This window comes from Thalassobacter sp. HA4-2 (assembly GCF_055693705.1).
This window is the reverse complement of sequence record NZ_JBVFUK010000001.1, coordinates 689699-703946: the sequence shown is the minus strand read 5'-3', so window position 1 is coordinate 703946 and position 14248 is coordinate 689699. Positions and strand designations below refer to the sequence as shown.

Genomic DNA, 14248 nt, shown 5'->3' with positions numbered 1-14248 from the left:
ACCTAACGCCCACTGACGACCGGAGGTTCCATGTCCCCACGCCTGCCCCTTGCCCTTGCCGCCACCCTTGGTCTGGCCGCCTGCGTGCCGGACGAGACCATTTCCGGCTTTGTCCCCGACGGGGCCCTGTGGCAGTTGGAAATCCTGAACGGGGCGACCTATCCCGCCCGGGCCACGCTGGCCTTTCCGGCCCCGGGCGTCGTGCAAGGGTCCGGTCCCTGCAACAGCTTTACAGCCCGCCAAGGGGTGCCGTACCCATGGGTGGAAATCGAGCGGATCGCCTCTACCAAGACCGCCTGCCCGGCACTGGCGGCAGAGCAGCAGTATTTCGACGCCCTGCGCGCCGTGAATATCGCCGAGGTGCAGGGCAACACCATGATCCTGTCCACCGAGGACGGGGATGAAATGGTATTCGTGCGCGCGGACTGAGGGCGGTAGGGTGGGACTTGTCCCACCTTTGCGCCGGGGGCGGCGGGACAAGTCCCGCCCTACCGGGTATCACGCCCGCGCGGCACGTTCCAACTGATCCAGAAACCGCTGGCGGGCGGCGGGCAAGGGGCGCTCTCCCAGACTGCGGGCCAACTTTTCACCCAAAAAGTATCCGGTCAGGTCCAGCGCCTGACGCACACCTTGCACCGTGGGCATCCCCCCCAACAGACATTCGGGTAGGGGCAGCAGACGATCCGCCCACGCCCCCGCCCCCATGCGACTGACCGCCCGGCCCGTGCGCGGGGACACATAGGCCAGATCGTTGGCCCCGCCCCCATTGGCACATTCGCTCAGATCAAGGCCAAAGCCCAGCTGGCCCAGCAGCGCCACCTCCCAGTGCATGTAGTCGGTCAGCCACCCCTCCCCGTCCGCGATGGCATCTACCAGCGCGCGGGTGCGGGTGGTCAGATCGGGCAAGGCCTCCCGCTCCGGCAGGGCAAATCCCGCGAGCGCGCAAACCGCTGACAAGGCCGACAGGCGCAACGGATCGCCCACCACGGGCGCCATGCGCGACCGCACCGGCTCCACGGTATAGCTGCCAAGGTGCGCCTCCAGCCGCGCGCGCCACGTGACCTGCACCTCGGCGCCAGGTTGGATATGGGGCGCGATCTTGCGACTGACGCCCCCGCGCACCACGCCCGCGTGACGGCCATGACCGTCGGTCAGCACCTCTAGAATAACCGAAGTCTCTGCGTGGGGTCGGGCGGACAGAACCACCCCCGTGTCGCGCCAGTCCATGCCCCAAGTTTAGTCCGACAGGCCCGGTTCGTCCAACAAATGCCGCCCCGCCCGGTCCTCGATCTCCAACACCCAGACATCGGGATCAAACTGCGCCTGCTTGGCAAGTGCCGCGTCGCAGGTCGCCTCGGGCCCCTCGGCCAACACCAGCCAAGCCCGCGCCCCGGTCATCAGATCGAAACTGCGCTGGTAAACCACCGCATTGCCGTCAAGCGTGTTCAACTTGACCAGAACCGCCCCGGCGGTGGCATCACCCTTTCGGACGACGAAACAGGGGATCTCTACCAAGGACAGCCGCGCGCGGTAGGCCGCGACCCAAAAGTCCGCCGTCAGCCGGGTCATGCGTTCCCGTCGCGGAAATTCAGACCCATCTCGTCGTAACGCTCTTTTTCTTCCAGCCAGCCGGGACGGACCTTCACCTGCAAGAACAGATGCACCTTGCGGCCCATGAACTCTTCCAGTTCGGCCCGGGCGGCCTTGCCCACGGCCTTGACCGTCTCGCCGTTCTTGCCCAGCACGATGCCCTTGTGACCGTCGCGCATGACATAGATGACCTGATCCACCCGGGCGGAGCCGTCCTTGCGCTCTTCCCACTTCTCCGTCTCGACGGTCATTTGATAGGGCAGCTCCTGGTGCAAGCGCAGGGTCAGCTTCTCGCGGGTCATCTCGGCGGCGATCATGCGCATGGGCAGATCGGCGATCTGATCCTCGGGATAGTAATAGGGGTTCTCGGGCAACGCGCGCCCCAGCCATTCCCGCAAGTGCGGTACACCGTGGCCCTTTTCGGCAGAAATCATAAAGGTTTCCTCAAAGGCGAACCGTTCATTCATCCGGGCCGTCAGCCCCAGCAAAACATCCGCCTTCACCCGGTCGATCTTGTTGATGGCAAGGATATAGCGCTGGCCCTCCACCGCCCGCTCTTCCATCGCCGCGATAATCGCCTCCGTGCCCTCGGTCAGACCCCGGTGCGCCTCGATCAACAGTACGACGATATCCGCATCCGCCGCCCCGGACCACGCGGCCGCAACCATGGCGCGATCCAACCGGCGGCGGGGCCGGAACAGACCGGGCGTGTCGATGAAGACGATCTGGGCGTTGGGCTCCATCGCCACCCCGCGAATACGCGCCCGCGTGGTCTGCACCTTGTGGGTCACAATGGACACCTTCGCGCCCACCATCGCATTCAACAAGGTGGACTTGCCCGCATTGGGCTCTCCGATCAGGGCAACAAATCCGGCGCGGGTGGCGGGTTGGGGGTCGGTCAAATGAAGCATCCTTTGGTTTCTAACCCTGCACATACGGGGTGCGGCGGCTGCGATCAACTCCAACGCGCGGCCCTTCATTGGGTCACAAATACCCCTGGGGGAGCGCCGCAGGCGCGGGGCAAAGCCCCCACTCAACAGGGGGTCCGGGGGCGTAGCCCCCGACATTAAACCAACCCCGGGGGCGTAGCCCCCGGGCGTGGCGACGCGCGCGCAGCGTGCGGCGCAAACCCTAACCGGACACCTGATCCAACAGGGCCCGGGCCGCGGCCTGCTCTGCCTGCCGCTTGTTAGTGCCCTTGGCCTGCGCAGATGCACCGTTGTCCAAGCGCGCCTCGATCACGAACTCAGGCGCGTGGTCCGGGCCAGAACGTTCGGCGACCACATACTTCGGCGGGGCCATCTTGCGGGCCTGCGCCCATTCCTGCAGGGCGGTCTTGGCGTCGCGGGCGTCGGCCTCCACCGCGCCGATCCGCTTGCCCCACAAACGCAGGATCATGGCCCGGGCGGTGTCGATGCCTGCGTCCAGATAGACGGCGGCAATCAGCGCTTCCATCCCGTCGCCCAGCAGGGCGTTCTTGCGCCGCCCGCCTGTGACCATCTCTGACTTGCCCAGTTTCAGGACCGCGCCCAGATCAATCTCGCGGGCGACATCGGCACAGGTCTCCTTGCGCACCAGCGCGTTGAACCGGGGCGCCAATTGCCCCTCGCTGGCGGTCGGGTCCTCCGCCATCAGCGCCTCGGCCAGCACCAGGCCCAGCACCCGGTCGCCCAGAAACTCCAACCGTTGATTGTCGGGGCGCGTCTGGGACGAGATCGAGCTGTGCGTCATCGCACGCACCAAAAGATCGGGCTGGGCAAACCGGTGCCCAATCCGATCCTGAAAGTCTACAAGTTCAGAAGCCAGCTTCACTCGATCGCCTTGAAGAAACGGTCCCCGCGCCACGTCCAGAAATAGACCATGCGTTGCCCGGCAGAGGAAAAGATCACACGGTCTGCGCGCCCGATCAGGTTTTCGAACGGGACCATGCCCACACCGCCGACCGACTGGGGAAAGCGGCTGTCCTGGCTGTTGTCGCGGTTGTCACCCACAAAGAAATAGTTGCCCTCGGGCACGATGAACGCGGGCGTGTTGTCGCCGCGCCCGTCCAGGGTGTTCAGGATCGAATGTGCCGCGCCCCCAGGCAGGGTCTCGGTGAACCGTTCCTTGATGCACTGGCCACCCAGACCGACCGGATCATTGGCACAGCGTGGAAGGTTTCCGGCACTGCCCTGACGGTCCTTGACCTCGATGAAGGGATCGACCTCGACCATGGCCACGGCTGCGTCGTTCAGGTGCAGCACGCCGTCCTTCATCTGGACCTTGTCACCCGGCAGGCCGACCACGCGCTTGATGAAGTCGGACCCGTTGACGGGATGGCGAAAGACGATGACATCGCCACGCTCAGGCTCCGATCCGAAGATCCGGCCCGAAATGGGGCAGGCGGAAAACGGGCACGAATGGCGGCTGTATCCATAGGCCATCTTGTTGACGAACAGGAAATCACCGATCAGCAGGGTGTCCTTCATCGACCCCGAGGGGATCCAGAACGGCTGAAAGAACAGGGTGCGGAACACGCCCGCGATCAACAGGGCATAGACCACTGTCTTGACCGTTTCCCAAACACCGTCTTCCTTGCCCGCCTTGGACGCCATGTCGCTACCCCTTTTCCGGTTTGGCCGTGGCTTGCCCCGCGCGCGGCACGGTGTCAACCGATACGGCGCGCCTCGATCAAGACATAGGCCTGTGCCCAGGGGTGATCATCGGTCAAGGAAACGTGCACAATGGCCTCGTGCCCGTCGGGTGTCATCTGGTCCAGCCGTTCCGCCGCCCAACCTGTCAGGTGCATCACCGGTTGCCCCGTGGGCAGGTTGGAGACGGACATATCCTTCCAGGCGATGCCCATGCGCAGCCCGGTGCCAAGGGCCTTGGAGCACGCCTCCTTCGCGGCCCAGCGTTTGGCATAGGTCCCCGCCTCGTCGGCGCGGCTGGTGGCCTTGGCTTGCTCATGGGCGGTGAAAACGCGGTTGCGGAACCGGTCGCCAAAGCGATCCAGGGTGCCCTGTATCCTTTCGATATTCGCGAGGTCTGTACCGATGCCTAGGATCATGGATGGGCCTTTCAAGCTTCGCAGGTTGCCTAGCATATGGCGGGGCACAAGCCAACGGGCAGGCGAATTCAAGCCGAAATCTCAGGCACTTGATAGGCGTGCGCTGTCAGAGACATAACAGTGCTCTATTGCGAGACCCGCAGGGTCAGCAGCTTCAGCGCCGCCGCTCCGAACAAAAGCCCGAACACGGCGTCAAACCCTCGCTTGGCTGACAGATATCCGCGTACGATCGCGGGGGTCGAGAACAGCAGCGCATAACCCCAGAACACCGCCCCAGACGTGCAGATCAACAGACCATACAGCACCCAGACGCCGTAGGCCGGGGCACTCGGGGCCATGGCCACCGCGAACACAGACCCCCAGCCCAGAACCGCCTTGGGATTCGTCAGGTGCAACAACAGCCCCTTGGTGAACAGCTGGCGGCGGCGCACGATGGGGGCCGGTGCCCCGCCCCCGCGCCACGCCGCGCGCAAGGACTTGAATGCCAGATACAACAGGTAGAGCGCGCCCGCGATGCGCACGGCCTCGAACAGCCAGACGTGAGTCATCATCACCGCCGAAAACCCAAGGGCCGCCACAGCGCCCCAACACGCGGACCCCAGCACCACGCCAGAGGCCACCAGCAGGCCCGCACCGCGCCCCTGTTCCATGGAGGTGCCCGAGATCGTCAGGGTCGCAGGCCCCGGACTGCCGCCCATGGCGATCCAGCCCAGCAGAATCGCGGGCAGGGGCAGGGCAAGGATGTCGGGCAGGGTCAAGTCGCCGCCGCCCGCAAGGTATTCTTGATGCCTTGCCCAAAGAACCATCTGTTGGCCAGAAACTGCACCCCGACCACAACGACGTAAAAGCCCAGAATAAGGCCCCAGGCCTGCACCAGCACACCGGTGTTGCCGGACAGGGTGGCCACCGTCCCCTCCCAAAGGGCGAGGATCGGGGCGCTGATCAGGGTCATGCGCCGGGCCTCGCGCCACAGGACCGCTTTGTCGGGCATCGCGGACAGGCCCTTGGCCGCCGTCTGCCCTGCAATCAGTGCCGCGATAAAGGCCGGGATGATCGCATTGGCAGAGCTGGAGACATTGAACTCCAACGCCAGCAGCAGCAGGACCGTCAGCGCATAAAGCGCCACGTGCAGCCCAAGACAGATCGCGCCGTAGCGCAGCAGGTTCACGCGGACAGGATCAGGCGTTTGCACGGGCACCGTCCATCACGTCGCGCATCCGCGCCATGGCGGCGGGCAGGCCCACGAACATCGCCTCCCCCATCAGGAAGTGGCCGATGTTCAATTCCGCAATCGTGGGCAGGGCCGCAATCGGGGCGGCACTTTCATAGGTCAGGCCATGGCCCGCGTGCACCTCCAGGCCCAAATCGTGGGCAAAGGCGGCCATGTCGGTGATGCGCGACAGCTCTGATGCGGCCAAGGCAGTGTCCCCTTCGGCCACGGCGTCGCAATAGGTGCCGGTGTGTAGCTCGATCACCGGGGCGCCGATGCGGTGGCTGGCCTCGATCTGCGCGCGGTCGGCGGCGATGAACATGGACACGCGGATGCCCGCCTCGCGCAGGGGCGCGATATAGGCGGCCAGACGGTTGTCGTCGCCCGCGACCTCCAGACCGCCTTCGGTGGTGCGTTCCTCGCGCCGCTCGGGCACGATGCAGGCGGCATGGGGCAGATGGGACAGGCAGATCGCCTGCATCTCGTCCGTGGCGGCCATTTCGAAATTCAGCGGGATCGAGATCGCCGCCATGATCGCGGGGATATCGGCGTCACGCATGTGGCGGCGGTCCTCGCGCAGGTGCGCGGTGATGCCATCGGCCCCCGCCTGTTCCGCCAGCACAGCCGCGCGCACGGGATCGGGCAGCGCGCCGCCCCGCGCATTGCGCAGCGTGGCCACATGGTCGATGTTCACACCCAGTCGCAGCTTATCCATCCTGTTCCCCTTTCGCGGCCCGCTTGCGGCGCAGTTCCTCGAACTTGGCCTTGAGCAAACCCTTGCGGCGTTTCTGATACGCCGAGATCAACGGCAAAGACACATAGTAGGCCGCAACGCCGGCAATGACACCGGGAATGATGCCGCCGACCATGTAGGGAAAGAACACCTCGTCCCAGAACTTGGCCAGCAGGGTCCAATCCGCACGCTCCCCCGTGAAGGGGGTCATCAGGTTGTGATACAGATCCCACGCGGCCCCTGCGAACTTGGACCCCAGCCCCTCGTCGATCCGGTCGTATTCCGTGCCAAGCAACAGGTGGCCCGTCTGCAAAGACGCCACCCCGATGGGCACATAGGTCAGCGGATTGCCAAAGAAGGTCCCCAGCAGGGCCGCAAGGATGTTGCCCTGCACCAGCCGCGCCAACAGCGCCGCAATCACAAAGTGGATGCCGTAGAACGGGGTAAAGCTGGTGAAGACCCCGACCATGATCCCCCGGCTGATCTTGTGGGGGCTGTCGGGCAGACGGCGCAGGCGATGCTTGACGTATTGAAAGGCACGGGTCCAGCCGCCCTTGGGCCACAAGAACTCAAAGGCTGCGCGCCACCACGGGCGGGTATCTCTGCGCTTGAAGATCAAGCCGCGTCCTTCCTTTGCCCGCCTGCATCACGCCGGTACGGGGCGTTCGTCCCGGTGGCGGAACACCTCTGCCACGTCGCTGTCTGCATCCACGGCCATGATGACCGCGTGCAGATGTTCACCGTTGCGGACCTCGACTTCCAGTTCCAGCCGAAAGAAGTCGGGCTTGCGGTCCGTGAACCTCAGGTCGCTGATATTGGCCTTTTGTTCCCCGATCAATGTGCAGATTCGTCCCAAGACGCCGCGGTCGTTGGAAATCGCCAGATGCAGCTTGACCGCATAGGCCGTGGCGTGGGCCCCGGTGGCCCAGGACACATCGACCCAGCGTTGGGGCTGATCCTCGAATTCGGCCATGCGGGCGCAGTCGATGGCGTGCACCACCACCCCGTCGCCGCGATAGGTGATGCCCACGATCCGTTCGCCCGGCACAGGCTGGCAACAGGTGCCCCGGTCGAAATGGGCCGAGGGGTCCAGACCGATGATCGCCTTGTCGGCAGCCACTTCGGGCACGGGGGTCTGCCCTTCCAACTCGGGGTAGAGCTTGGCCACCACGGCATGGGCAGACAGATCGGTGGAGCCGATCTTGGTCAACAACGCCTCGACCGACTTTTCATTCATCGCCTTGGCAGCGGTGGCCAGCGCCTTGTCCGTGGCCTTCTTGCCCACATGTTCAAAGGCCACGCGGGCCAGCTCACGGCCCAGCCGCTGGAACCGCAGGCTGCTTTCCTCGCGCAAGGCCCGGCGGATCGCCCCCTTGGCGCGCCCCGTGGCCACGATATCGACCCAGGTCGCCTGCGGTGTCTGCCCGTCGGCGGTGGTGATTTCCACCGATTGCCCGTTCTTCAGCCGCGTCCACAGGGGCACGCGCATCCCGTCCACCTTAGCCCCGACACACGAATGACCGATTCGGGTGTGGATGGCATAGGCGAAATCCAGAGGCGTCGCTCCTTTGGGCAGTTTCACCACCTCGCCCTTGGGCGTAAAACAGAACACCTGATCGGCGTACATTTCCAGCTTGAGGTGTTCCATGAATTCGTCATGGTCCTCGGCGGCCTCGAACCGTTCGGTCATGGTGGCCAGCCACTTGGCCGGATCCACCGCAAAGGGGTTCTGGGAGCGCACGCCATCGCGGTAAGACCAGTGGGCGGCCACGCCCCGTTCGGCCACCTCGTGCATCACGCGGGTGCGGATCTGCACCTCGACCCGTTTGCCATCGCGCCCGGACACCGTGGTGTGGATCGAGCGGTAGCCGTTGGTCTTGGGCTGGCTGATGTAATCCTTGAACCGCCCCGGCACAGCGCGCCACCGGGCATGGATCGCCCCCAGTGTCTTGTAGCAGTCCAGATCGTCCTCGGTGATGATGCGAAAGCCGTAGATATCCGACAGGCGCGAGAAGGGGATGTCCTTTTCCTTCATCTTGCGCCAGATCGAAAAGGGCCGCTTGGCCCGCCCGTGGACCGTGGCCGTCAGACCGACCTTGGCCAGTTCCGCCTTCATATCCTCGGTGATGCGCGCGATCACGTCGCCCGCGTCCCGTTGCAGGGTCAAAAAGCGGCGCATGATGGATCGGCGGGCATCGGGCTGGATCACCTCGAAGGCCAGATCCTCCAACTCTTCGCGCATCCACTGCATCCCCATGCGCCCGGCAAGTGGCGCATAGATGTCCATAGTCTCTTGCGCCTTTTGCAGCTGTTTGTCCGGGCGCATGTGCCGGATCGTCCGCATATTGTGCAGCCGGTCCGTCAGCTTGACCAGAATGACGCGCAGGTCCTTGGACATGGCCATAAACAGCTTGCGAAAGTTCTCGGCCTGCTTGGTCTCGGCAGAGTTCAGCTGCAGGTTCGTCAGCTTGGTGACCCCGTCCACCAGTTCGGCGATCTGGGGGCTGAACAGCTGCGCCACCTCGGCATAGGACGCGCGGGTGTCCTCGATCGTGTCATGCAACAGGGCGGTGACGATGGTGGCATCATCCAACCGCTGTTCGGTCAGCAACATGGCCACTTCGATGGGGTGGGTGAAATAGGGTTCGCCCGACCGGCGGACCTGACCGTCATGCATGTCGCGCCCATAGTCATAGGCGCGCTGGATCAGGTCAGCATCGGAGTTTGGGTTGTAGGCGCGGACCTTGGCAATCAGGTCTTCGGCTGGGATCATCGCGCCTGCACCTTACTTGGGCTCTTGCGCCTCCAGAAGCGCGCGCAGCGTTCTCTCTTCGGACATGTCATCTTCGGCGGGGGCGTCCTTTTCGACACCCATCAGCAGGGCCATCTGATCTTCTTCAGGCTCGTCCACCTCGATCTGGGTCTGGTTGCTTTCGACCAGACGTTCGCGCAGGTCGGCGGCGTTCTGGGTCTCGTCGGCAATCTCGCGCAGGGCCACGACGGGGTTCTTGTCGTTGTCCCGGTCTACAGTCACCGCAGAGCCTGCGCTGATCTCGCGCGCACGGTGGGCGGCAAGCATCACCAGTTCGAACCGGTTGGGAACCTTGTCGACGCAATCTTCAACGGTAACGCGGGCCATGGGAGCCTCCAGAATCCAAAGTCATAAGAACCTGCCACATAACGCCCCTTGTGGGGCTTGACAAGTGCGGGTATCACCCTTCGGCGTCACAGCGCCACCACCTCGGCGCGGGCGGCGTCGGGCAGCGCCGCCAGCATCTGCACCGTGGTCAGGCCAGTGATCGGATGGACCCAATCGGGGGCCACATCGGCCATGGGCACCAACACGAAGGCCCGGTCCTGCACGCGCGGGTGGGGCAGGATCAGGCGGTCGGGGGCGGCGCTGCGCTGGACCTGTGCGCTGGCCTCCATCCAGTGGCACGCGGTGGCTCGATCGGGCCGCACCCCCGCCCCCACGGCGATCAGATCCAGATCCAGCGTCCGCGCGGCCCAGCGAGCCGCGCGCACCCGGGCCGCCTGCGCCTCGATCCCGTGCAGCGCCTGCAACACGTCCTCGGGCGCCAAGGCGCTGCGATACAGGACCACGCCGTTCACGAAATCCGGCCCCGATCCGGCGGGAAAGGCCGGGGTCCGGTAGAGCCGACTGCACGCCACGGCAGGACCCAAAGCCGCCGCCATCAGATCCAGCGCACGCGCCACGGTCTGGCCCGGATCCCCAAAGGGACCGGACTGATTGCTGCCAAAGGCGATGCACACATCTTCCACGACTGACCCTCCGGCACGCTTGTTTATACATAGAAGACGCACTACCTGTTTTGCCATAGGTCAGTGTGCGCCGACCCGACTCACATCCATTAGGCTGCACACACACTGGTTAAAAAGGGATATCGCAATGTTTTACCGCGACGAGCGGTTGGCTCTGTTCATAGACGGCTCCAACCTTTACGCAGCCGCCAAAGCGCTTTCATTCGACATTGATTACAAACTCCTACGGCAGGAATTCATGCGCCGTGGCAAGATGCTGCGGGCGTTTTATTACACCGCCCTGCTGGAAAACGACGACTATTCGCCGATCCGCCCGCTGGTGGACTGGTTGCACTACAACGGGTTCAAGATGGTCACCAAACCGGCCAAGGAATTCGTGGACAGCCAAGGCCGCCGCAAGGTCAAGGGCAACATGGACATCGAACTGGCCGTGGACGCGATGGAGACGGCGGAACACGTGGACCATATCGTGATCTTTTCCGGCGACGGGGATTTCCGCCCGCTGGTCGAGGCCCTGCAACGCAAGGGCGTGCGGGTGTCAGTGGTGTCCACCATCCGCAGCCAGCCGCCCATGATCTCGGACGATCTGCGCCGTCAGGCCGACAACTTCATCGAGCTGGACGAGCTGCGCGATGTCATCGGACGCCCCCCGCGCGAGCCGCGTGAAGAACACGACCCGCTGGACGTGGCCGCAGGCTAGGCGCCCCGCACCGCACCGCGTGCGGTGGGACAAGTCCCACCCTACGGTTTCTTGTCCCGGGGCGGGCGGCTGCGATAGGGTTCCAGCCGCCACCCCAGCACCATGGACCCCGCCCGCAGGCCAAAGCTGACCGCGACGCAAGCGGCCAGCGCGGGCCACACCCCGTAAGGCAGGGCCACAGCGGCGCTGATCGCCCCGGCCAGACCGGCGGTGACATACAGCTCTCCCTGCTTCAGGACGAGGGGCACTTCGTTGCACACCACGTCACGCAACATCCCGCCCATGGTGCCGGTCATCACCCCCATGACCACCTGTACGAACACCGATTGATCCATCCCCCGGGCCGCCACCACCCCCGCTGTCACCGCGATCCCCAAGGCCAGCGCGTCCAGCCACGCCACCGCCTTGATCCGGCTTTCGAACAGATGGGCGGTAAAGAACACCACCAAGGCCGCCGCACCGGCCACGGCAATGATCGCCGGGTCCGTCAGCCAGAACACCGGACGGTCCAACACCAGATCCCGGATCGTGCCCCCGCCCACCGCCGTCAGACAGGCGATGAAGATAAAACCCACCGGGTCCAACTGCGCCCGGCTGGCCACAAGGGCACCCGTGACCGCAAAGACGATCACGGCGGCGTAATCCAACAAGGCGAGGGCGGTCATGGCAATCTCCGGTAGCAGTCCGCCCTGCCTAGCCCATGGGGCACAGCCCTCACAAGAACCGCACAGCGCCTTGACCCGGTCCGGCCCGTGGCGTTCACTGGGGGACCAAAGTGAAAGGCCCACCATGCGCATCTCGCCCCTCCTCGCCCTGTTGTTCCTACCCGTATGCGCCATGGCGGACGAGGTTTGGGACAGCGACCTCGGCCTTATGGTGTATCTCGACGACATGGGGGACGTGGCCGTCTGGCAAGTGGACCGGCAGGACACAGCAGCGGTCCGGTTCTACATCGACGGGCTTGGCGGAAATTTCGAGAACCGCGCAGTGCACAGCGGCCTGTGGATCAGCGACACCGGACCCGACTGCGGCACAACCATGATCGGGCCCGATGGGTTCGAGGGGGCGTCGTGGGGGCAGCTGACCCTTGTGTTCCATTCCAGCGGATTTCCCACAGATTGGACTATGCTGTCGGGCACCTGTTTCGACGCGCCCTCCGAAGTGATTTCTGGCACATCCCCGCTCAACCCTTAGCGGATCTGCCGGGGTCTCAGGGCATTTGCATAATGGTGAATGAAAAAACCACCCCGACAGAAAATCGGGGTGGGTTTCGGGGGTATTTTCGGGGTGGGTTTCGGGGGTGCCGAAACGGACCCCTGTCTAGCTGGCCGTGCGGGACTGGCGCTTGCGCTCGTGCGGGTCCAGATAGCGCTTGCGCAGACGGATCGCGTTGGGCGTGACCTCGACCAATTCGTCGTTGTCGATGTAGGCAATCGCCTCCTCCAGGGACATCTTGACGGGGGTGGTCAGGCGCACCGCCTCGTCCGTGCCGCTGGCCCGCACGTTGGTCAGTTTCTTGCCCTTCAGGGGGTTCACCTCCAGGTCGTTTTCCCGGTTATGCTCGCCGATGATCATGCCCTGATAGACCTGTTCCTGGGACCCGATAAAGAACTTGCCCCGATCCTCTAGGTTGAAGATGGCGTAGGCCACCGAAACCCCTGATTCCATTGAGATAAGGACGCCCGCACGACGGCCCGGGATGGGGCCTTTGAAGGGGGCCCATTCGTGGAACACGCGGTTCATCACGCCGGTGCCGCGCGTGTCGGTCAGGAACTCCCCGTGATAGCCGATCAGGCCGCGCGCAGGCACATGGGCGATGATGCGGGTCTTGCCGGCCCCGGCGGGCTTCATCTCGGCCAACTCACCGCGTCGGGCCCCGGTGATCTTTTCGATCACAGCGCCGGAGTATTCGTCGTCCACATCAATGGTAACCTCTTCAATAGGCTCCATTTTTTGGCCGTCGACCTCTTGGAACAGAACCTGTGGGCGGCTGATCGACAGCTCGAACCCCTCCCGGCGCATGTTCTCGATCAACACGCCCATCTGCAGCTCGCCCCGGCCTGCCACCTCAAAGGCCTCGCCGCCCGGCGTGTCGCTGATCTTGATGGCCACGTTGGTCTCGGCCTCCTTCATCAGACGGTCGCGGATCACACGGGATTGCACCTTCTTGCCATCGCGCCCCGCAAGGGGGAATCGTTGATGCCGAATGTGACGGTAATCGTAGGCGGATCAATGGGTTGCGCAGGGATCGCCGCCGTGACGGAGGGGTCGCACAGGGTGTCCGCAACAGTCGCTTTGGACATACCGGCCAGGGTCACGATATCGCCTGCCTCGGCCACGTCGATGGGCTGTTGACCCAAGCCCCGGAAGGCCAGGATCTTGGTCACGCGGAACTGTTCGATCCGGTCGCCCTCGCGGCTGAGCGCGTTCAGGGTGGTGCCGGTTTTCAGGGTGCCCGCCTCGACCCGGCCCGTCAGGGTGCGCCCGATAAAGGCGTCGGCCCCAAGGGTGGTGGCAAGCATCTGAAACGGCTCGTCTTTACGGGCAATCTGCGCGGGCTTGGGCACGTGTTTGACGATCAGATCGAACAGGGCCGACAGGTCCTTGCGCGGCCCGTCCAGCTCCATATCGGCCCAGCCCGCCCGGCCCGAGGCATACATATGCGGGAAGTCCAGCTGCTCGTCCGTGGCGTCCAAATTGGCAAACAAATCAAAGCATTCGTCCAACGCACGGTCCGGCTCCCCATCGGGTTTGTCGACCTTGTTCACCACGACGATCGGCCGCAGACCCAAGGCCAGGGCCTTGGAGGTCACGAACTTGGTCTGGGGCATGGGCCCCTCGGCGGCATCCACCAACAGAACAACGCCGTCCACCATGGACAGGATCCGCTCCACCTCGCCGCCGAAATCAGCGTGGCCGGGGGTGTCCACGATGTTGATCCGCGTCTCGCCCCATTCCACAGAGGTTGCCTTGGCCAGGATGGTGATCCCGCGCTCGCGCTCCAGATCGTTGCTGTCCATGGCCCGCTCTGTGGTGGCCTGATTTTCACGATAGGTGCCCGATTGTTTCAGCAGTTCGTCCACCAGGGTCGTTTTGCCGTGGTCCACGTGTGCGATGATCGCAATGTTGCGAATGTCCATTAAGGTAGCCTTAGGAAGAGGAAGATTGCGCGCGCCCTACCGC

The 14248-nt window shown here is 64.4% G+C and carries 17 protein-coding genes and 1 pseudogene; 3 read left to right on the top strand and 15 right to left on the bottom strand.

Going from position 1 to position 14248, the window contains the following annotated elements; genetic code table 11:
- Positions 1-30 precede the first annotated feature (30 nt).
- Positions 31-429: an META domain-containing protein gene (locus ACZ1G0_RS03565; protein WP_472735687.1), complete on the top strand. Its 399-nt coding sequence runs from the start codon at positions 31-33 to the stop codon at positions 427-429.
- Between the two features lie 69 nt (positions 430-498).
- Here ACZ1G0_RS03565 and recO read toward each other — a convergent pair whose 3' ends face one another.
- From recO to folK, 13 genes are all read right to left on the bottom strand, one after another.
- Complete coding sequence (gene recO / locus ACZ1G0_RS03560; RefSeq protein WP_472735686.1) at positions 499-1227, bottom strand: DNA repair protein RecO; 729 nt, start codon at positions 1225-1227, stop codon at positions 499-501.
- Positions 1228-1236: 9 nt separating this feature from the next.
- Positions 1237-1569 carry a DUF1491 family protein gene (locus tag ACZ1G0_RS03555; protein ID WP_472735685.1) on the bottom strand — a complete coding sequence of 111 codons (333 nt, stop codon included), beginning with the start codon at positions 1567-1569 and terminating at the stop codon, positions 1237-1239.
- Entirely contained in the window at positions 1566-2501 is a 936-nt protein-coding gene (gene era, locus ACZ1G0_RS03550; protein WP_472735684.1) for a GTPase Era, read from the bottom strand. The genes ACZ1G0_RS03555 and era overlap by 4 nt, the downstream gene beginning before the upstream one ends.
- Before the next feature lie 220 nt (positions 2502-2721).
- Positions 2722-3402 (bottom strand): ribonuclease III, encoded by a 681-nt coding sequence (gene rnc / locus ACZ1G0_RS03545; RefSeq protein ID WP_472735683.1) that lies wholly within the window; start codon positions 3400-3402, stop codon positions 2722-2724.
- Positions 3399-4184 carry a signal peptidase I gene (gene lepB / locus ACZ1G0_RS03540; protein ID WP_472735682.1) on the bottom strand — a complete coding sequence of 262 codons (786 nt, stop codon included), beginning with the start codon at positions 4182-4184 and terminating at the stop codon, positions 3399-3401. The genes rnc and lepB overlap by 4 nt, the downstream gene beginning before the upstream one ends.
- Before the next feature lie 53 nt (positions 4185-4237).
- Positions 4238-4639, bottom strand: coding sequence for a holo-ACP synthase (gene acpS / locus ACZ1G0_RS03535; RefSeq protein WP_472735681.1), 402 nt, complete (start codon positions 4637-4639; stop codon positions 4238-4240).
- A gap of 125 nt (positions 4640-4764) precedes the next feature.
- Positions 4765-5397, bottom strand: coding sequence for a LysE family translocator (locus ACZ1G0_RS03530; protein ID WP_472735680.1), 633 nt, complete (start codon positions 5395-5397; stop codon positions 4765-4767).
- Positions 5394-5831 (bottom strand): ABZJ_00895 family protein, encoded by a 438-nt coding sequence (locus ACZ1G0_RS03525; protein ID WP_472735679.1) that lies wholly within the window; start codon positions 5829-5831, stop codon positions 5394-5396. Before ACZ1G0_RS03525 ends, ACZ1G0_RS03530 begins: the two co-directional genes overlap by 4 nt.
- Positions 5818-6564, bottom strand: coding sequence for a pyridoxine 5'-phosphate synthase (locus ACZ1G0_RS03520; protein WP_472735678.1), 747 nt, complete (start codon positions 6562-6564; stop codon positions 5818-5820). Before ACZ1G0_RS03520 ends, ACZ1G0_RS03525 begins: the two co-directional genes overlap by 14 nt.
- A complete protein-coding gene (locus ACZ1G0_RS03515; RefSeq protein WP_472735677.1) occupies positions 6557-7201 on the bottom strand; it encodes a DUF2062 domain-containing protein in 645 nt (214 codons plus the stop codon). The genes ACZ1G0_RS03520 and ACZ1G0_RS03515 overlap by 8 nt, the downstream gene beginning before the upstream one ends.
- Positions 7202-7228: 27 nt before the next feature.
- Positions 7229-9355: a RelA/SpoT family protein gene (locus ACZ1G0_RS03510; RefSeq protein ID WP_472735676.1), complete on the bottom strand. Its 2127-nt coding sequence runs from the start codon at positions 9353-9355 to the stop codon at positions 7229-7231.
- Positions 9356-9367: 12 nt separating this feature from the next.
- Positions 9368-9721: a DNA-directed RNA polymerase subunit omega gene (rpoZ, locus tag ACZ1G0_RS03505; protein ID WP_472735675.1), complete on the bottom strand. Its 354-nt coding sequence runs from the start codon at positions 9719-9721 to the stop codon at positions 9368-9370.
- Between the two features lie 86 nt (positions 9722-9807).
- The gene (gene folK, locus ACZ1G0_RS03500) at positions 9808-10365 is read right to left on the bottom strand and encodes a 2-amino-4-hydroxy-6-hydroxymethyldihydropteridine diphosphokinase (protein WP_472735674.1); all 558 of its coding nucleotides are present in this window, start codon (positions 10363-10365) and stop codon (positions 9808-9810) included.
- Between the two features lie 127 nt (positions 10366-10492).
- Here folK and ACZ1G0_RS03495 point away from each other — a divergent pair, with 127 nt between their 5' ends.
- Positions 10493-11065, top strand: coding sequence for a LabA-like NYN domain-containing protein (locus ACZ1G0_RS03495; protein WP_472735673.1), 573 nt, complete (start codon positions 10493-10495; stop codon positions 11063-11065).
- 41 nt (positions 11066-11106) lie between these two features.
- On the opposite strand, the gene ACZ1G0_RS03490 is transcribed toward ACZ1G0_RS03495, so the two are convergent.
- Complete coding sequence (locus ACZ1G0_RS03490; RefSeq protein WP_472735672.1) at positions 11107-11730, bottom strand: trimeric intracellular cation channel family protein; 624 nt, start codon at positions 11728-11730, stop codon at positions 11107-11109.
- Positions 11731-11854: 124 nt separating this feature from the next.
- Here ACZ1G0_RS03490 and ACZ1G0_RS03485 point away from each other — a divergent pair, with 124 nt between their 5' ends.
- Positions 11855-12259, top strand: a complete 405-nt coding sequence (locus ACZ1G0_RS03485) for a hypothetical protein (RefSeq protein ID WP_472735671.1) — start codon at positions 11855-11857, stop codon at positions 12257-12259.
- Positions 12260-12385: 126 nt separating this feature from the next.
- Here ACZ1G0_RS03485 and typA read toward each other — a convergent pair.
- A pseudogene (gene typA / locus ACZ1G0_RS03480) lies at positions 12386-14205 on the bottom strand (translational GTPase TypA).
- Positions 14206-14248: the final 43 nt, after the last annotated feature.